Annotated in this window: 15 protein-coding genes and 2 pseudogenes; 8 read left to right on the top strand and 9 right to left on the bottom strand. The window is 62.0% G+C overall.

Features of this window, described 5'->3' with window-relative positions; genetic code table 11:
- Positions 1-17: 17 nt before the first annotated feature.
- Positions 18-2,957 carry a DEAD/DEAH box helicase gene (locus tag A9G05_RS06950; RefSeq protein WP_069560271.1) on the top strand — a complete coding sequence of 980 codons (2,940 nt, stop codon included), beginning with the start codon at positions 18-20 and terminating at the stop codon, positions 2,955-2,957.
- Positions 2,958-3,193: 236 nt separating this feature from the next.
- Here the strand turns inward: A9G05_RS06950 and A9G05_RS06955 are convergent.
- The 8 genes and pseudogenes from A9G05_RS06955 to kynB form a co-directional block, all read right to left on the bottom strand.
- Positions 3,194-3,654: pseudogene (locus tag A9G05_RS06955) on the bottom strand (zinc-binding dehydrogenase); the annotation flags it as partial.
- 92 nt (positions 3,655-3,746) lie between these two features.
- The gene (locus A9G05_RS28365) at positions 3,747-4,196 is read right to left on the bottom strand and encodes a methyl-accepting chemotaxis protein (RefSeq protein ID WP_371850554.1); all 450 of its coding nucleotides are present in this window, start codon (positions 4,194-4,196) and stop codon (positions 3,747-3,749) included.
- Positions 4,197-4,274: 78 nt separating this feature from the next.
- Positions 4,275-5,045: pseudogene (locus tag A9G05_RS28370) on the bottom strand (PAS domain-containing protein); the annotation flags it as partial.
- 313 nt (positions 5,046-5,358) lie between these two features.
- Positions 5,359-5,889, bottom strand: a complete 531-nt coding sequence (locus A9G05_RS06965) for a hypothetical protein (protein WP_139131094.1) — start codon at positions 5,887-5,889, stop codon at positions 5,359-5,361.
- Positions 5,890-6,025: 136 nt separating this feature from the next.
- Positions 6,026-7,444, bottom strand: coding sequence for an amino acid permease (locus tag A9G05_RS06970; protein WP_069560274.1), 1,419 nt, complete (start codon positions 7,442-7,444; stop codon positions 6,026-6,028).
- Positions 7,445-7,475: 31 nt separating this feature from the next.
- A complete protein-coding gene (locus tag A9G05_RS06975) occupies positions 7,476-8,786 on the bottom strand; it encodes an OprD family porin (RefSeq protein WP_069560275.1) in 1,311 nt (436 codons plus the stop codon).
- A gap of 68 nt (positions 8,787-8,854) precedes the next feature.
- Positions 8,855-10,105, bottom strand: coding sequence for a kynureninase (kynU, locus tag A9G05_RS06980; RefSeq protein ID WP_069560276.1), 1,251 nt, complete (start codon positions 10,103-10,105; stop codon positions 8,855-8,857).
- A gap of 9 nt (positions 10,106-10,114) precedes the next feature.
- Entirely contained in the window at positions 10,115-10,756 is a 642-nt protein-coding gene (gene kynB, locus A9G05_RS06985) for an arylformamidase (RefSeq protein ID WP_139131096.1), read from the bottom strand.
- A gap of 130 nt (positions 10,757-10,886) precedes the next feature.
- On the opposite strand from kynB, the gene A9G05_RS06990 reads away from it, so the two are divergent.
- Complete coding sequence (locus tag A9G05_RS06990; protein ID WP_069560277.1) at positions 10,887-11,357, top strand: Lrp/AsnC family transcriptional regulator; 471 nt, start codon at positions 10,887-10,889, stop codon at positions 11,355-11,357.
- A 15-nt stretch (positions 11,358-11,372) separates the two neighbouring features.
- Here the strand turns inward: A9G05_RS06990 and A9G05_RS06995 are convergent, their stop codons facing one another.
- A complete protein-coding gene (locus A9G05_RS06995; RefSeq protein ID WP_371850553.1) occupies positions 11,373-12,056 on the bottom strand; it encodes an alpha/beta family hydrolase in 684 nt (227 codons plus the stop codon).
- Between the two features lie 46 nt (positions 12,057-12,102).
- On the opposite strand from A9G05_RS06995, the gene ccoN (A9G05_RS07000) reads away from it, so the two are divergent.
- From ccoN (A9G05_RS07000) to ccoO (A9G05_RS07025), 6 genes are all read left to right on the top strand, one after another.
- The gene (gene ccoN, locus A9G05_RS07000; RefSeq protein WP_069560279.1) at positions 12,103-13,527 is read left to right on the top strand and encodes a cytochrome-c oxidase, cbb3-type subunit I; all 1,425 of its coding nucleotides are present in this window, start codon (positions 12,103-12,105) and stop codon (positions 13,525-13,527) included.
- Between the two features lie 11 nt (positions 13,528-13,538).
- Positions 13,539-14,150: a cytochrome-c oxidase, cbb3-type subunit II gene (gene ccoO / locus A9G05_RS07005; RefSeq protein WP_069560280.1), complete on the top strand. Its 612-nt coding sequence runs from the start codon at positions 13,539-13,541 to the stop codon at positions 14,148-14,150.
- Between the two features lie 3 nt (positions 14,151-14,153).
- Entirely contained in the window at positions 14,154-14,336 is a 183-nt protein-coding gene (locus A9G05_RS07010) for a CcoQ/FixQ family Cbb3-type cytochrome c oxidase assembly chaperone (RefSeq protein WP_044400444.1), read from the top strand.
- Positions 14,333-15,271: a cytochrome-c oxidase, cbb3-type subunit III gene (gene ccoP / locus A9G05_RS07015; RefSeq protein ID WP_069560281.1), complete on the top strand. Its 939-nt coding sequence runs from the start codon at positions 14,333-14,335 to the stop codon at positions 15,269-15,271. Before A9G05_RS07010 ends, ccoP begins: the two co-directional genes overlap by 4 nt.
- Before the next feature lie 436 nt (positions 15,272-15,707).
- Positions 15,708-17,147, top strand: coding sequence for a cytochrome-c oxidase, cbb3-type subunit I (ccoN, locus tag A9G05_RS07020; RefSeq protein ID WP_069560282.1), 1,440 nt, complete (start codon positions 15,708-15,710; stop codon positions 17,145-17,147).
- The gene (gene ccoO, locus A9G05_RS07025) at positions 17,147-17,758 is read left to right on the top strand and encodes a cytochrome-c oxidase, cbb3-type subunit II (protein WP_069560283.1); all 612 of its coding nucleotides are present in this window, start codon (positions 17,147-17,149) and stop codon (positions 17,756-17,758) included. Before ccoN (A9G05_RS07020) ends, ccoO (A9G05_RS07025) begins: the two co-directional genes overlap by 1 nt.
- The last annotated feature ends 5 nt before the right edge of the window (positions 17,759-17,763 follow it).

The following is a 17,763-nucleotide window of genomic DNA, read 5'->3' on the forward strand; positions in this document are numbered from 1 at the left end:
GCTTTCAGGTAATCGCCATGGACGACATAGCAATAAAGCATTCGGATGTGTACCAAAGCTGGCAAAACCATCTGTTCAGTTTCAATCTGGACGATCCTGAAACTAAGATGCCTGGCCTGCGAAAGCCGCAACTGGCCGCGCTTTACGCCGCCCTCGGTCATCTGGTGGTCGCTCCTACAGCTACAGCCACTGTGGTAATGCCAACCGGCACGGGAAAAACTGACACGATGCTCGCGCTGGTAATCGCGGCAAGAATGTGTCGAACACTAGTCCTTGTGCCGTCGGACGCTCTCAGAGCTCAATTGGTAAACAAGTGCGCTGAGATGAGGACACTTCGTAACATAGGGGTCGTATCGGATACGGCACGCAACCCTATTGTTGCGGCCATTGATTCGAAATTATCTGAAACTCAAGTTAGTGAACTAGTTAATGCCAACATAATTGTGGCCACGCCTCAGGCATTACTGCAATTTGAGGAAGCGGCTCTAAGCGCACTGGTTAATATTTGCAGCCACCTGATGATCGATGAGGCTCACCATGTCGTGGCAGCCAGTTGGAATCGGATCAAAACAGCCTTCAAAGGCAAACCTTGTATTCAGTTTACAGCGACACCATTCCGGGAAGATGGCCTGGCTCTGGCTGGCAAGATTATCTACAACTACCCGCTCCGGGATGCACAGCTTGATGGATATTTCAAAGCCATCGAATTCCATCCGGTACGAGAATACAACCTCACGCTGTCTGACCAAGCCATAGCAGACAAGGCAGTTGAGTTGCTACGGTCTGACCTTAAGGCAGGCTACAACCATTTAATGATGGTGCGGGCCAAATCGCACAAACGCGCAGCAGACCTGTTTGATATTTATAAGAAGCATCCCGACCTCACCCCCATCTTGATTCACAGCAAGGTGCCTAACCGAGCCAGGGTGATGGCAGATATCGTCGAGAAAAAACATCGGATCATTGTTTGCGTCGACATGCTTGGCGAAGGCTTCGATCTGCCAGAGCTCAAAATCGCCGCCATTCATGATCAACACCAAAGTCCTGCCGTGACGCTCCAGTTTATTGGCAGGCTAACGAGGGTTGATAAAACTCTTGGTGATGCCAAATTTGTGGCGAATATCGCCAATCAGAAGACCGACCACCAGATGGCAGATCTCTACAAAGAGAGCGCTGATTGGGGTGCAGTTATTCGCAACGTGAGCGAGCAAAAAGTCAGTCGGGAAATTGAGAGGGCGGACTTCAACGAGCAATTTGCTGACGGTGACGATGCACAAGTGATTTTTGGACTGAACCCAAACCCTAAAATCAGCGCTGTGGCGTATCACGTCTTACCCAAAGACTGGGCACCAGAGCGTGCACAGGGGCTGGATGGACGCAGAGAAACACTGCAGTACATCTCAATCAATGAGCAAGCCGATATCGTCATCGCCGTGACTCGGCGAGAAACACCAGTGGGATGGGCTCAGACTGAAGAAATCATCGATATAAATTGGAATCTTTACATCGCCTTCTATAACAAGGAACAGAAAACTCTATTCATTCACACATCAGGTGACGACACCCAGGCAACCCGCTTTCTCAACTTGGTAACCAGAAACCACCGTCGCATCAACGGTGAGCCAACCTTCCGTACGCTTCACGACATTAAGATGTTGAAGCTACAAAATGTTGGCCTATCCCGCGCCCGTAAAGACCTACGATTCACGATGCATGTCGGGCGCGATATAAACCAAGTGATTAGCGACATTGAGAAGGGCAACGCAACAAAATCCAACATCTTCGCTACCGGCTTTGAAAATGGAGAGCGGACTACCGTGGGCTGCTCGCACAAAGGCAAGATCTGGGAGATGAACTCCTCCCCAATCAACTATTGGATCGAGTGGTGCAAACGCATTTCGCTCAAACTCAACGACAACACCATTGACCCCACTGACGTTCTCAAAAACGTCATGCGTGTTGAGCAAATCAAAGGTCGTTGGCCAGAGGGCCTGTTCTACGCCGACTGGCCTGAGTCAATAACAATCGAAAACGAGCAAAGAATCTCATTGTATTTTAACGGAGAGACTTTCAATCTTCTCGACATAAAACTTAGCAAGCCTGAGTACAGTGACGAGCGGACGTTGGAAATACCCGTTTTTGTAACAGGCAACGATGGAGAGGAGCGCCGCCTCACTTCCATCGCCATTATGCTGATGGACGATGGATACAAAACATCCTGCCCAGGGCTAAAAATCCTTTACCCTCACGAAATGCCACTGGACTCCTACTTGGATGGAGAACCCCTTGTATTACTAAGGGTTGACGGATCTATGGTTCAGGGAAACTACCGTCAGTACTCGCTCAATAGCATGGATGTAAAACTACCCGCCAACTTGCTCGAGCCTTGGAATTGGGGAACGACGAAAATCCATCAAGAGTCCATGCGTGCGGAGCGACGTGAGGACTCTGTACAAGGTTTCACCTTTGCCAAGATTGCTAACGAGTACTCAATCGTCTTCAACGATGACGGCAAGGGTGAAATCGCCGACCTAGTAGCAATCCGGGAGAGCAATAACGCTATTTACGTCGATCTTTATCACTGCAAATTCTGCCCTAAGATAGATGGCGTGGCCGAGCCGGGCGCCCGCGTTGCCGACGTTTATGAGGTATGTGGTCAGGCATCGAGATCAGTGAAATGGCTGTACACAGGCGATAAATTTTTCAACCGGCTAATGGATCGCTACCAGCAATCTCTACTTAAGGGTTTCGATAGAATCCTGAAAGGCACACCTCAGGAGCTGGAAATACTGCGCAACAAATGCCACGACCACGAACTGATTTTCAAGTTTGTAATCGTACAACCCGCAATATCAGCGAAGAGAGTGTCAAAGGAGCAGCTTGCGGTTCTAGGAACGAGTTACTCATACATCAAGAGCATCTCAGGCTCGGATATCAAGGTCATAGTTAGCCCTTAATCGAGTCAAATCAGCGGAGTTGGAGCCAACTCCGCTGACATCATGCTTGCTTCGTACCCCTGATATTTATTTAGCCTTATCAATACATGCTTGTGCAGGGTGCAGCGCCCTGAATCCAGTTACTGATGATCATTTTTGGTCAATAGCCCCTCCTATGAAGGCACCTTCCCTTCCCCCACAAAAAAACCCCGGCCTGGCGCCGGGGTCAGGCCGCAGTTCGCGGCCACAGTCGGGGCTTATGCCGCACGCGGCGAGACGATGATCTTCACGTTGTGCTCCTTGTTGTGCACCAGCTCTTCGAAGCCCTTTTCGACGATCTGCTCCAGCTCGATGCGGCCGGTGACCAGGGGCGTGATGTCGAGGCGGCCGTCGGCGATGAAGGCGATGACGTCGGCGAATTCGCCGTTGCAGGCCAGGGCGCCGAGGACCTGTTTCTCGGTGGCCACCAGTTCGAAGCAGTTGAACGAGCTGGGCTCTTCGAAGATGCCCACCAGCACGCAGGTGCCGGCCTTGCGGATGGCGTCGATGGCGAGCTTGGCGGTGTGCTTGTTGCCGATGCATTCGAAGCTGACGCGGCGCCCAGGCTCTGGGTGAGCGCGCGGTTCTCGGCGAGTACGTCGCATTCATTCGGGGCCAGCACGTGGCTAGCGCCCACTCCGCGGGCCTTGGCCTTGCGCGCATGGGGCATCTCGCGGGCGACGCTGTGCCGGCGGGTGGCGCAGCACGGCATCGAGATGCTGCGCATGAAGAGCGAGCCGGCGAGCCCGCTGGAGGGCGCCTCCGACAGGGTTACTTGAAGAGCGCCGAGACCACCTTGGCGACGTGTTCGGCGCCCCGGCTGATCTCGCCCATGATGGTGGCAACGGTGGAGATCTGCGCGTTGTTGTCCTTGGCGCTGGCCTCGATCTTCTTCATGTAGTCGTCGATCTGCTGGGTCATCTTCACGTTTTCGGTGACCACACTCTTGATCTCGACAGTGGCACCGCTGGTGCGCCCGGCCAGTTGCCGCACTTCGTCGGCCACCACGGCGAAGCCGCGCCCCATGTCCCCTGCCCGCGCCGCTTCGATGGCGGCATTGAGGGCCAGCAGGTTGGTCTGCTCGGCGACGCCCTGGATGGTGGTGACGATGTTCTCGATGTCCTTGGCCTGAAGGTTCAGCTTGGAGATGAGGTCCACGGCGGTGTTCACCATGGTCAGGGTGGTGGCGGAGATCGCCACCGACTGGTTGAGCGAATCCATGCCCCGGTTGGAGATCTGCGCGGTCTCCTCGGCGGTGGCAAAGGACAGTTCGGCGGCACGCCGGACCTCTTCGTTGCGGTGCACCTGTTCGGTGACGTCGATGGCGAACTTGACCACCTTGAACACGGTTCCGGATTCGTCCTTCACCGGGTTGTAGCTGGCCTCGATGTGCACGGTGCTGCCTGAGGCGGTCTTGCGCTCGAAGTGGCCGCGGTGGAAGTTGCCGGCCTTGAGGCTGGCCCAGAAATTGGGGTTCTCCCTGTAGAACTCGTCGAAGCAAAGCATGCGGTGGTGGCGGCCCTTGAGGCCGTTGAGGCTGTAGCCCATGAGGCGTAGGAAGTTGTCGTTGGCGTCGATGATCTCGCCGTCGGGGGTGAACTCGATCATCGCCATGGAGCGGCGCAGCGCATCGCTCAGTGCGGCCAGCACCAGCATGTCGGCATGTTTCTCGGTGACGTCGCTGGCGATCTTCAACACTTCGACCACACGACCGGTGGCGTCCTTGACGGGGAAGTAGGTCGCCTCCAGCCAGATCACTGCGCCGCTCTTGGCAATGCGCTTGAACACGCCGCGTTGGGAGATGCCGTTGGCGAGGGACGTCCAGAAGCGCTCGTAGTCACTGGAGTTGCGGAAGCTGTCTTCGCAGAAGATGCGGTGGTGCTTGCCGAGCACCTCCTGCTCGGTGTAACCGACCACCTGTAGGAACAGGGGGTTGGCGGTGAGGATGTCACCTCGGGGCGTGAAGCAGACGCACGCGACGTTATCCTCTATGGCGCGCAGGCGCTGGAGGCTGGCTTCGTCCTGGGGGGTTTTGGGGGCAAGGCTGACTTGGCTCTTTCTGAACAGCATGATGAGCTCCTTTTAGCGTTGGGCGAGGCACTTTCAAACCCATAAAAACACGCCGTGCTCGCTCCATGGCTGGAGCGGCATTCCTCAGCGTAGCCAAGCCAAACGGGGTGTGCGCTAAAGGCGCCCCCTCAACCTCACTGGCTGCGAAAACGTCCGGGCAGAACTTCGCCGAGCGGGTTACGCGAAGGAGGCACGCCAACACTCCCTGTCCAACTGTCGGGAAACTGCTTGGCAAGCAAACTACCGCCGCGCCTGAGCAGTGCATACGGCTGGCCGTCAGGGTCGGCACTCGGCATCTTCCAGCAGGCTCAGGTCAGGTGGATGACAGGACCGGGCGAGAGCGAGGCGCCAGCAGCAAGGCCAGGCAGAACCAGACGAACGGCGCTGCAGCGCCCATGAGCATGGGCGAGGCGTAAGCGCTCAGCGAGAAGGCGCAGAGGCTGGTCGCCAGCAGGGCAAGCCCGCAGATCAGGCCAGCCCGCGCGTACCGGCCCAGGCGGCGGGCCAGGAAGTGGGCGATGAGCCGGCCGATGATCGAGGCAACGATGAGCACCTGCTCGACGCCCAGCACGGCGATACCGGCCATGAAGGCGGGCCCCTCGGCCGCGTCCCGCTCCACGGCCCGGAAGAACCAGGCGACTTGCGCCCCGTAGAGCACGGCCACCCCGGCCAGGGCCACCAGAAACGCTCGCCGCCCGGGGAGCAGCGCGGGCAGCGTGCCCACCAGCAGCATCCCGATCAATGCCATGCCCTGCATGGTGCCGACTTCCTTGTAGGGTTCATCCTCGACGCCCGGCGAAGCGGCTTCCCTGCCTGCGGATGGGCGTGCCCAGGGCGCCATCATCAACGGGGCATGGGCCGGGTCAATCCCCGGGATGAGTTTCTGTCGATGGGTTCGCAGATGGAGGCGCGTGTGCTTCGACGCCGCAACGAAAAAGACACGCCGAAGCGTGTCTTTTTCCAGGTGGGTTGCGGCGGCGTCAGCTCTCCCCCACCGGCGCCTGGTCGGCCTCCACCAGCAGGCTGGCACGCCGTGTGAGCAGGCGATAGGCGCCGCACAGCACCAGCAGGAAGGGGATGCCGAAGACCAGGGTCATGTGGAAAGCCGGGACGAAGGCGGTGGTAATGAGCACGGCCACCATCAACCCGAGCCCGAGCAAGGTCGCCCAGGGGAAGCCCCACATGCGGAAGGACAGTTGCAGGCCGCCGTTGCGCGCGTGATAGCGGCGGAAGCGGTAGTGGGTGAGGAAGATCATCATCCAGGCGAACAGCGCGCCGAAGATGGAGATGGCCATCATCAGCATGAAGGACTCTTCCGGGAACACCAGGTTGACCAGGGTGGCCAGGGCGATGCCGGTACACGACAGGGCCAGGGCGTTGAGCGGGACGCCGTTGCTGCCGAGCCGCCCCATGATGCGCGGGGCATGGCCGGCGCGGGCGAGGCTGAACATCATCCGGGTGGTGGTGTAGAGCTGGCTGTTCATGGCCGACAGGGCGGCAACGAGGATGACGAAGTTGATCAGCCCGGTGGCGCCGGGAATGCCCACCTGCTCCATCACCATGACGAAGGGGCTCTGCTCGCCCTGCCCCGACTGGTTCCATGGCACCAGGGCGAGGATCAGCGCCAGGGTGAGGATGTAGAACACCAGCAGGCGCGCCATGGTGACACGGAAGGCACGCTTGACGGCCACTTCCGGTTGCTCGGCTTCACCGGCGGCGACGGCGATCATCTCGATGCTGAGGTAGCTGAAGATGGAGATGATCACGGCGATCCACACGCCGGAGATGCCGTTGGGCATGAAACCGCCGTGGGCGACGTAGTGGTGGAAGCCGTAGGCGGGGTCGCCGCCACCGAACACCAGCCAGGCGCCGAGCAGGATGAAGGCGACGATGGCGGCGATCTTGATGGCCGAGAAAGCGTATTCGAAATGCCCGAACGCTTTGACGCTGATGGCGTTGGTGACCACCAGGCCGGCGGAGAACAGCAGGATCCAGACCCAACCGGCGACGGCGGGGAACCAGTGCTTCATGTACAGGGCGATGGCGGTCACTTCGGTGCCGACCGCGAGGACGATGGCGGCCCAGTAGGCGTAGCGGACGAGGAAGCCCGCCAGGGGGCTGACGTAGAACTCGGCGTAGGCGCCGAAGGAGCCGGAGGTGGGGTGGGCGACGGTCATTTCGGCCAGGCAGCCCATCAGCAGCAGGGCGATCAGGGCGCCGATGGCGTAGCTGATGAGCACGCCGGGGCCGGCGAAGCCGATGGCGAAGCTGCTGCCCATGAACAGGCCGGTGCCGATGGCACCGCCTATGGCGATCATGGCCATCTGGCCGGAGGTGAGCTGGCGCTTGAGGCCCTGCTCCCGCGCGGTGATGGCGGCGAATCCTGTCTTGTCGTTCATCGTGTGCCTCGGTGTTGTCGTTATGCGGGGCTCAGAGCAGTTGCAGCGGGTAGTCGATGATCACCCGCAGTTCGTTGTTGTCGGCGGTGTCGGCCCGGCCGACCTGGGCGGTGGAGCGGATGCTGGCCTGGCGCAGGCGGATGGAGAGGTCCTTGGCGGTTCCGCCCTGGACGACATAGCCGAGCTCAATGTCGCGCTCCCAACGCTTGCCAGCCTCGCCGTAGCGCTGGTAGGCGCTGGGGCTGCTGCGATGGCTGTCGTCGATGTGGTCGCCACGGATGTAGCGGCTCATGAAGCTGAGGCCGGGCACGCCGAAGGGGGCGAAATCGAGGTCGTAGCGCACTTGCCAGGAGCGCTCGTTGGGTGCGTTGAAATCGAGGACCTGGACGGAGTTGGCGAGGTAGATGGAGGTGCCGGGCTGGCGGTCGAAACCGAGGTAGTCGAAGGGCTGGTCGCCGTTCACGCGCTGGTGCGCCAGGGTCAGGGCATGGGCGCCGAAGCGGTAGCGGGCGGAGGTGGACCAGGCGGTGGTGTCGATCCGTCCGGCCAGGCTGCGGCCCTGGTCGAGGGTGCGGTAGAGGCTGAAGTCGAGGGTCAGGGCCTGCTGGTCGGCCAGGTCGAAGCGCTGGCCGGCGCCGAGGTAGTACTGGCGCCAGATGTCCTCATAGCGCGAGGCATAGACGGAGAGGCTGGTGGCGTCGCTGGGTGTCCACTGGCCGCCGAGGTAGTCGGCGCGACGGGTTTCCACCTGGGCGAACAGGGCCTTGAGGGCGCCGTCGCTGTTGGTGGAGTTGCCGTCGTTGCCGGCGGTGAAGTGCCCGGCCTCCAGCAGCAGGTTCTCCACCTCACGACTGCCGAGGGAGAAGCCGATGGGCATGGGAGCGAACAGGCGGGCGTTGCCGGTGCCGAACACGGGGTTCATGAGGGCCTGGCTGCCGTACTTCAATTCGGTGCGGGAAACACGCAGCTTGAGGGCGCCGCCAATCTCGGCCTGGCTGTCTTCGGGGCGGCCCCGGGAGTCGATCGGCAGCAGGTCGGTGCCGGTGCGGGCACGGTTGCTGTCGAGCTTGAGGCCGAGGTTGGCGTAGGCGTCCAGGCCGAAACCGACGGTGCCCTGGGTGTAGCCGGACTGGTAGTCGAGGGTGAAGCCGTGGGCCCACTCCTCGCGATAGTTCTGCCCGCCCGGGTTGTTGAGCAGGTTGCGGTGGAAGTAGAAGTTGCGCTGGTTGAGCTGCAGGCGGCTGCCTTCGAGGAAACCTTCGGGGCGTTCGGCGGCCATCAGCGGGGTAACGGTGATGCCGCTCAGGAGCAAGGCGGCGCGGGCCAATCGTGCGGTGTTCATCTCATCGACCTTTTGTTGTGGTTATGGGTGAGAGGTGGAGGCGCCCTTCCGGGCGCCTCTCGGGGTGGTCAGGTCACTTGCTTGCGCGCCATGAAGCGCTCCTGCCGCCAGGTTTCGCCGTCGAGGATCTCGCCGAGGCGTTCGGCGGCGTCCCAGACATCGACGAAACGGGTGTAGAGGGGGGTGAAGCCAAAGCGCATGATGCGCGGCTCGCGGTAGTCGCCGACTACGCCCCGCTCGATCAGCGCCTGAACGATGGCATAGCCCTCGGGGTGCTCGTAGCTGACGTGGCTGCCACGGCGGGCGTGCTCCAGGGGGGTGACCAGGGTGAGCGGGTGCTGGCCGCATCGGGCCTGCACGCGCTCGATGAAGAGGTCGGTGAGGGCCAGGGACTTCTCCCTCAGGGCCTCCATGCTGGTTCGGCCATAGACCTCGAGGCCGCACTCGATCATGGCCATGGAGGTGATCGGCTGGGTGCCGCAGAGGTAGCGGCCGATGCCGGGGGCCGGCTCGTAGGCAGGCTCCATGCCGAACTGGCGGGCATGGCCCCACCAGCCGGACAGCGGCTGCCAGACCAGTTCGCGCAGGGCGGGGGCGACCCAGACGAAGGCCGGGGAGCCCGGGCCGCCGTTGAGGTACTTGTAGGTGCAGCCGATGGCGTAGTCGGCTTTGGCGGCGGTGAGGTCGATGGGCACGGCGCCGGCGGAGTGGCAGAGGTCCCAGATGGTCAGCGCGCCGCATTCATGGGCCAGTGCGGTGAGGGCCTGCATGTCGTGCAGGTAGCCGGTCTTGTAGTTGACCTGGGTGATGAGGGCGACGGCGGTATCGGTGCCGATGGCGGCAGGCAGCTCTTCGGGGGTGTCCACCAGGCGCAGGCTGTAGCCCTGCTGGAGCAGGTCGGCGAGGCCTTCGACCATGTAGATGTCGGTGGGGAAGTTGCTGGTTTCGGTGACGATGACCTTGCGCGAGGGGTCTCGCTGGGCCTGCACGCGCAGGGCGGCGACCAGGACCTTGAAGAGGTTAATGGAGGTGGTGTCGGTGATCACCACTTCGTCCTGGCCGGCGCCGATGAGCCCGGCCAGTTGGTTGCCGAGGCGCTCGGGCAGGCCGCGCCAGCCGGCTTCGTTCCAACTGCCGATCAGGCCTGTGCCCCATTCGTCCTCCACCACTTGCCGGGCACGCTCCAGGGCGGCCTTGGGGCGCGCGCCGAGGGAGTTGCCGTCGAGGTAGATGACGCCTTCGGGCAGGGCGAAGTCATCTCGCAGGGGCGCGAGGGCATCACGGGCGTCGAGGTCGAGGCAGGTCTGTCTTGTTGTCATGGTCGGCTCCTAGGTCGACAGGCGACGCAGCACGGCGCGAACCGGGCTGGCATCGAGATGGGTGAACTTGAGCGGCAGGGCGATGAGCTCGTAATCGCCGGGGACTACCTCGTCGAGCACCAAACCTTCGAGGATCGCCATGCAGTGGGCGGCGACGGTGCGGTGGGCGTCGAGGGTCTTGCTGTGCTGGGGGTCGAGGGACGGGGTGTCGGTGCCCACCAGGCAGACGCCATGGGCGGCGAGCAGTGCGATGGCGTCGGCGGTGATGGCGGTGAAGGTGTCGGGCCAGCGGTCCTGCGGGGCGGTCTGGCAGGTGCGGATCAGCACCCGGGGCGGAACGCCGGCGAGGTGCGGCTGCAGGTGATGGGGCTCGACGAGGCCCTCGGCGTCCAGGCAGTGGATGACGCGACAGGGGCCGAGGTAGGGCGCGAGCGAGACGGCGCCGATGGCGACACCAGCCGGGTCGTAGTGCAGCGGGGCGTCGGCGTGGGCGCCGGTGTGGGGCGAGAGGGTGATGCACCCGACGTTGACCGGGCAGTGCGCATCGATCTGCCAGGTGGCGTGCTGCTGGAAGGGGGTGTCGCCAGGCCAAGTGGGGGTCTGGCTGTTCAGGGGTGGGCTGATGTCCCACAGCAACGGCTCATTGCGCATGGTCTTCTCCTCGTTGGGCGAAAAAATCATGCTGCAAAGGCCTTCGAATTATCGTGCTATCTTTGCGACGCTTGCGTCATGTGGCCGCAGTAAATTCTATAAAAACAAACTTTCCTGAAATTTTATTCTCATGATCCTGGACAGCACTGACATTCGCATCCTCCACTGCCTGCAACACGACGGCCGTATCAGCAACCAGGAGCTGGCGGAGCGGGTCTCGCTGTCGCCGTCGGCCTGCCTGCGGCGCCTGCGCAACCTGGAGGACAGCGGCATCGTGCGGGGGTATCGGCCGGTGCTGGACGCGGAGCGCCTGGGGGTGGAGTTGGAGGCGCTGGTGCATGTGTCCATGCGCCAGGACGAGGCGGACTGGCACGAGCGCTTCGTGGAGCAGGTACAGGGCTGGCCGGAAGTGGTCAGCGCCTACATCGTGACGGGGGCGAGCAACTATGTGCTGCGGGTGCAGGCTCGCAACCTTAAGCAGTTCTCCGACTTCATCGTGTCGCGCCTTAACCGGGCCCACGGGGTGACCGACATCCGTTCGGAAATCATCCTGCAGACGGTGAAGGAAGGCGGCGGCGCGTTGGACTTGCTGCGCCGCTGACCCGCCCTCCCCCGTTCACCCCTTGAGGAATCGGGCGATCTGCTCGGCGGCAGCCTGGAGGTGCTCGCCGTGGGTGTGGCCGGACGCCTTGAGAGGCTTCAGGTCATGGTCCGCGGCTTCCAGCCAGTGCAGTTGGATGGCGTCGGAAAGGCAGTAGCCGGCGACGGTTTCGCGGTCGCCGAGGGCATCCCGCTCGCCTTGGACGATGAGGGTGCGGGTGCGCAGATCCGCCAGGTGCGCCACCCGGGGCTTCTCGGGCTTGCCGGCGGCGTAGAAGGGATAACCGAGGCAGACCAGGGCGTCGGCCTTCAGCTCATCAGCCAGCAGGCTGGCCATCCTCCCGCCCATGGACTTGCCACCGATGGCCAGTTGCCCCGTGACCTGCTGTCGCACCCGGGCATGCACGTCCCGCCAACAATCGAGCAATCGGGCCTGCGGATTGGGGGGACGGCGACGCCCGTCTTCGCGTCTCGCGGCCATGTACGGAAACTCGAAACGCACGGTCGCGATGCCGCTCTGCGCAAGTCTTTGCGCCATTTCATCCATGAACGGGCTGTCCATCGGCGCGCCTGCGCCGTGGGCCAGTATCAGGGTGCTGTCAGTCGGGCCTGAAGGCCTCTCCCACACGAACATTCGGACTTCTCCGCTAGCTGTTGGCTGTTGATCCAGATCAATGGGGCAAAACGGGTGTTTAACCATGCTTTCCCGGCAATTCCTAAAAAACCGTGTACGGAAGCCCAAGCACATGAACACAGAAGTCAGTACCGCCTACAACTACAAGGTGGTCCGCCAGTTCGCCATCATGACGGTGGTCTGGGGAATCGTCGGGATGGGGCTCGGCGTTCTCATTGCCGCTCAGTTGGCCTGGCCGGAGCTCAATTTCAACCTTCCCTGGACCAGCTTTGGCCGCTTGCGCCCGCTGCACACCAACGCGGTGATCTTCGCCTTCGGTGGCTGCGCGCTGTTCGCGACCTCTTACTACGCCGTCCAGCGTACTTGCCAGACCCGCTTGGTGTCCGATGGCCTCGCGGCCTTCACCTTCTGGGGTTGGCAACTGGTGATCGTGCTCGCCGCGATCAGCCTGCCGATGGGCTGGACCAGCTCGAAGGAATACGCCGAGCTGGAATGGCCGATCGACCTGCTCATCACCGTTGTCTGGGTGGCCTACGCCCTGGTGTTCTTCGGCACCGTGATGAAGCGCCGCACCAAGCACATCTACGTGGGCAACTGGTTCTTCGGCGGATTCATCCTGACCGTGGCCATTCTGCACATCGTCAACAACCTGGAAATCCCGGTCACCCTGACCAAGTCCTACTCCCTCTACTCGGGCGCCACTGACGCCATGATCCAGTGGTGGTACGGCCACAACGCGGTGGGCTTCTTCCTGACCGCCGGCTTCCTGGGGATGATGTACTACTTCGTGCCGAAGCAGGCTGGCCGTCCGGTCTACTCCTATCGCCTGTCCATCGTGCACTTCTGGGCACTGATCGCCGTCTACATCTGGGCCGGTCCGCACCACCTGCACTACACCGCGCTGCCGGACTGGGCACAGTCCCTGGGCATGGTGATGTCCCTGATCCTGCTGGCTCCGAGCTGGGGCGGCATGATCAACGGCATGATGACCCTGTCGGGCGCCTGGCATAAGCTGCGCGACGATCCGATCCTGCGCTTCCTGGTGGTCTCCCTGGCCTTCTACGGCATGTCCACCTTCGAAGGCCCGATGATGGCCATCAAGACCGTCAACGCCCTCTCCCACTACACCGACTGGACCATCGGCCACGTACACGCCGGCGCCCTCGGCTGGGTTGCCATGGTGTCCATCGGCTCGCTGTACCACCTGATCCCGAAGGTGTTCGGTCGCGAGCAGATGCACAGCGTCGGCCTGATCAACGCGCACTTCTGGCTGGCCACCATCGGTACCGTTCTGTACATCGCCTCGATGTGGGTCAACGGCATCGCCCAGGGCCTGATGTGGCGTGCAGTCAACGAGGACGGCACCCTCACCTACTCCTTCGTCGAAGCGCTGGAAGCCAGCCACCCCGGCTTCGTGGTGCGCATGATCGGCGGCGCGATCTTCCTCTCCGGCATGCTGCTGATGGCCTACAACACCTACCGCACCGTCAAGGCGGCCAAGCCGGCCGAGTACGACGCCATCGCCCAGATCGCCTGAGGAGCCGATAGATGAAAAAGCATGAAGTCATCGAGAAGAACGTCGGCCTGATGGCGTTGTTCATGATCCTGGCCGTCAGCATCGGCGGCCTGGTTCAGATCGTCCCGCTGTTCTTCCAGGACGTGACCAACACCCCGGTCGAAGGCATGAAGCCCTACACCGCCCTGCAGCTGGAAGGCCGCGACATCTACATCCGCGAAGGCTGCGTCGGCTGCCACTCGCAGATGGTCCGCCCCTTCCGCGCCGAGACCGAGCGCTACGGCCACTACTCGGTTGCCGGTGAAAGCGTGTGGGACCACCCCTTCCTGTGGGGCTCCAAGCGGACCGGCCCGGACCTGGCCCGCGTAGGCGGTCGCTACTCCGACGATTGGCACCGTGCGCACCTGTACAACCCGCGCAACGTGGTGCCCGAGTCGAAGATGCCCGCCTACCCCTGGCTGGTTGAGAACAAGCTCGACGGCAAGGACACCGCCGCCAAGCTCTCGGCCATGCGCACGCTGGGCGTTCCCTACACCGAGGAAGACATCGCCGGTGCCTCCGATGCCGTGAAGGGCAAGACCGAGATGGACGCACTGGTGGCCTACCTGCAGGTGCTCGGCACCAGCCTGAAGAACAAGAGGTAAGGCATGGACATCGGAACGCTTCGCGGCCTGGGCACCCTGATGGTGCTGGTCGCGATGATCGGGGTTATCTGCTGGGCCTACAGCGGGCGCCGCAAGGCCGATTTCGACCAGGCCGCCCTGCTGCCCTTCGGCGACGACCTGCCAAGCCCGCAAGACCGGAATGATTCTAGGAGCACATTCGAATGAGCACTTTCTGGAGCTGGTACATCTCCCTGCTCACCCTGTTCACCCTGGTGGCGCTGCTCTGGCTGGTTTTCGCCACCCGCAAGGGCGAGGCCAAGGGCACGGTCGACAAGACCATGGGCCACAGCTTCGACGGCATCGAGGAGTACGACAACCCGCTGCCCAAGTGGTGGTTCATGCTGTTCGTCGGCACCATCATCTTCACGTTCGGCTACCTGGCGCTCTACCCGGGCCTGGGCAACTGGAAGGGCGTACTGCCGGGCTATGAAGGCGGCTGGACCCAGGACAAGCAGTGGCAGCGCGAGGTGGACAAGGCCAACGAGATGTACGGCCCGATCTTCGCCAAGTATTCGGCAATGCCGATAGAAGCCGTTGCCCAGGACCCGCAGGCCCTGAAGATGGGTGGCCGCCTGTTCGCCACCTACTGCTCCATCTGCCACGGCTCGGACGCCAAGGGTGCCGTCGGCTTCCCGAACCTGGCCGACAACAGCTGGCGCTGGGGCGGCGATGCCGAAACCATCAAGGCTTCCATTCTCCACGGTCGCATAGCTGCCATGCCGGCCTGGGGTGAAGTACTCGGTGAGGATGGCGTCAAGAACGTAGCCGCCTATGTCCGCCAGGACCTGGCCGGTCTGAAGCTGCCGGAAGACACCAAGGTCGACGTGACCGCCGGCAAGGCCCTGTTCGCCAGCACCTGCGTGGCCTGCCACGGCCCGGAGGGCCATGGCACCCCGGCCATGGGCGCTCCGGACCTGACCAAGCCCGCTGCCTGGATCTACGGCTCCAGCCTGGCTCAGTTGCAGCACACCATCCGCTACGGTCGCAACGGCCAGATGCCCGCTCAGGAACAATACCTGGGCCAGGACAAGGTCCACATCCTGGCCGCCTACGTGTACAGCCTGTCCCGCAAGGACGGTGACAAGGTCGCAGCGGAGTAACCCGAGACCGGCGACGCAAGGAGGCGTCGCCACCCCGCCCGGCCCGAAAGGCGCCTGACGGAAGCCGCGCAAAGGCAGCCCAACGCAAGAAGGGCAAACCGGACACAGGGAGGTGTCCACCCCTCCTTATATATAGTGCGACGCGATGTCGCACCCGTTCCGACCAGTAGCCTTTTACGAGTTGGGCCTTGCACTAATATGGTCCGTAGTCGCCGCCCGGCATAACCACGAGGCGACTTTCCCCTCTCGAAAGCACTGGAACCGATCACTGGGAAACCACGGTCGGGACACCTGGCAAACAGGTTGGAAACCCTTTCCAGAGGGCTTGGAAAGCGGGTTTGTGACGGCATGTGTCGTTGCATTGCATACCCTCTTTCTCCATACTTGCCGCCGCTTTTTTGTCCCGAAAAACTCCATTAACCGTGGAACCCCTAGCATGAGCACAGCAATCAGTCAGACTGCTTATAACTATAAGGTGGTCCGCCAGTTCGCCATTATGACGGTGATCTGGGGGGTCATTGGGATGGGTCTAGGCGTGTTCATTGCCGCACAACTTGTGTGGCCGGAACTCAACCTGAACCTTCCGTGGACCAGCTTCGGCCGTCTGCGCCCCTTGCATACCAACGCGGTGATCTTCGCCTTCGGTGGTTGCGCCCTGTTCGCCACGTCCTACTACGTGGTACAGCGCACCTGCCAGGCTCGCCTGATCTCCGACACTCTCGCCGCGTTCACCTTCTGGGGTTGGCAAGCGGTGATCGTGCTGGCGGTCATCACCCTGCCGCTGGGCTACACCTCCTCCAAGGAGTACGCCGAGCTGGAGTGGCCGATCGACATCCTGCTGGCGGTGGTCTGGATCACCTACGCGCTCGTGTTCTTCGGCACCGTGATCAAGCGCAAGACCAAACACATCTATGTCGGTAACTGGTTCTTCGGGGCCTTCATCCTGGTTACCGCCATGCTGCACATCGTCAACAGCATGGAAATCCCGGTCACCCTGACCAAGTCCTACTCACTGTATGCCGGCGCTACCGACGCCATGATCCAGTGGTGGTACGGCCACAACGCGGTGGGCTTCTTCCTGACCACCGGCTTCCTGGGGATGATGTACTACTTCGTTCCGAAGCAGGCCGAGCGTCCGATTTACTCCTACCGCCTGTCCATCGTGCACTTCTGGGCGCTGATCACCCTGTACATCTGGGCCGGTCCGCACCACCTGCACTACACCGCGCTGCCGGACTGGGCTCAGTCCCTGGGCATGGCCATGTCCCTGATCCTGCTGGCTCCGAGCTGGGGCGGCATGATCAACGGCATGATGAGCCTGTCGGGTGCCTGGCATAAGCTGCGCTCCGATCCCATCCTGCGCTTCCTGGTGGTTTCCCTGGCCTTCTACGGCATGTCCACCTTTGAAGGCCCGATGATGGCCATCAAGACCGTCAACGCCCTTTCCCACTACACCGACTGGACCATCGGCCACGTACATGCCGGCGCCCTCGGCTGGGTGGCGATGATCTCCATCGGTTCGCTGTACCACCTGATCCCGAAGGTGTTCGGTCGCGAGCAGATGCACAGCGTCGGCCTGATCAACGCGCATTTCTGGCTGGCCACCATCGGTACCGTTCTGTACATCGCCTCCATGTGGGTCAACGGCATCACCCAGGGTCTGATGTGGCGCGCAGTCAACGAAGACGGCACCCTCACCTACTCCTTCGTCGAAGCCCTTGAGGCCAGCCATCCGGGCTACCTGGTGCGCATGATCGGCGGTGCCTTCTTCGTGACCGGCATGCTGCTGATGGCCTACAACACCTTCCGTACCGTGCGCGCCGCCAAGCCGGCCGAGTACGATGCGGCTGCCCAGATTCCGCAAGGAGCTCACTAATGAAGCAACACGAATTAGTCGAGAAGAACGTCGGTCTGCTGGCACTGTTCATGGTGATCGCCGTTAGCATCGGCGGTCTCGTGCAGATCGTCCCGCTGTTCTTCCAGGACGTGACCAACACCCCGGTCGAAGGCATGAAGCCTCGCACCGCGCTGGAGCTGGAAGGCCGCGACATCTACATCCGTGAAGGCTGCGTTGGCTGCCACTCGCAGATGGTTCGCCCCTTCCGCGCCGAGACCGAGCGCTACGGCCACTACTCGGTTGCCGGTGAAAGCGTCTGGGACCACCCCTTCCTGTGGGGTTCCAAGCGGACCGGCCCGGACCTGGCCCGCGTAGGCGGCCGCTACTCCGACGACTGGCACCGCGCGCACCTGTACAACCCGCGCAACGTGGTACCCGAGTCAAAGATGCCCTCCTACCCCTGGCTGGTTGAGAACAAGCTCGACGGCAAAGACACCGCTGCCAAGATGCAAGCGCTTCGTACCCTCGGCGTCCCCTACACCGACTATGACATTGCCGGTGCACGTGACGCGGTCAAGGGCAAGACCGAGATGGACGCCCTGGTGGCGTACCTCCAGGGTCTGGGCACCTCGATCAAGAACAAACGGTAAGCACG

The organism is Pseudomonas sp. ENNP23 (genome assembly GCF_001728945.1).
GTDB classification, from domain to species: domain Bacteria; phylum Pseudomonadota; class Gammaproteobacteria; order Pseudomonadales; family Pseudomonadaceae; genus Metapseudomonas; species Metapseudomonas otitidis.

Bases quoted from the DNA above. Each gene is read 5' to 3' on its own strand.
- ccoO (WP_069560280.1), top strand. From the start codon at position 13,539: ATGAAAAAGCATGAAGTCATCGAGAAGAACGTCGGCCTGATGGCGTTG.
- A9G05_RS06970 (WP_069560274.1), bottom strand. From the start codon at position 7,444: ATGAACGACAAGACAGGATTCGCCGCCATCACCGCGCGGGAGCAGGGC.
- A9G05_RS06950 (WP_069560271.1), top strand. From the start codon at position 18: ATGGACGACATAGCAATAAAGCATTCGGATGTGTACCAAAGCTGGCAA.
- A9G05_RS07010 (WP_044400444.1), top strand. From the start codon at position 14,154: ATGGACATCGGAACGCTTCGCGGCCTGGGCACCCTGATGGTGCTGGTC.
- A9G05_RS06965 (WP_139131094.1), bottom strand. From the start codon at position 5,889: ATGATGGCGCCCTGGGCACGCCCATCCGCAGGCAGGGAAGCCGCTTCG.
- ccoN (WP_069560282.1), top strand. From the start codon at position 15,708: ATGAGCACAGCAATCAGTCAGACTGCTTATAACTATAAGGTGGTCCGC.
- A9G05_RS06995 (WP_371850553.1), bottom strand. From the start codon at position 12,056: ATGGTTAAACACCCGTTTTGCCCCATTGATCTGGATCAACAGCCAACA.
- kynB (WP_139131096.1), bottom strand. From the start codon at position 10,756: ATGCGCAATGAGCCGTTGCTGTGGGACATCAGCCCACCCCTGAACAGC.
- A9G05_RS06990 (WP_069560277.1), top strand. From the start codon at position 10,887: ATGATCCTGGACAGCACTGACATTCGCATCCTCCACTGCCTGCAACAC.
- ccoP (WP_069560281.1), top strand. From the start codon at position 14,333: ATGAGCACTTTCTGGAGCTGGTACATCTCCCTGCTCACCCTGTTCACC.
- kynU (WP_069560276.1), bottom strand. From the start codon at position 10,105: ATGACAACAAGACAGACCTGCCTCGACCTCGACGCCCGTGATGCCCTC.
- A9G05_RS28365 (WP_371850554.1), bottom strand. From the start codon at position 4,196: ATGGATTCGCTCAACCAGTCGGTGGCGATCTCCGCCACCACCCTGACC.
- A9G05_RS06975 (WP_069560275.1), bottom strand. From the start codon at position 8,786: ATGAACACCGCACGATTGGCCCGCGCCGCCTTGCTCCTGAGCGGCATC.
- ccoO (WP_069560283.1), top strand. From the start codon at position 17,147: ATGAAGCAACACGAATTAGTCGAGAAGAACGTCGGTCTGCTGGCACTG.
- ccoN (WP_069560279.1), top strand. From the start codon at position 12,103: ATGAACACAGAAGTCAGTACCGCCTACAACTACAAGGTGGTCCGCCAG.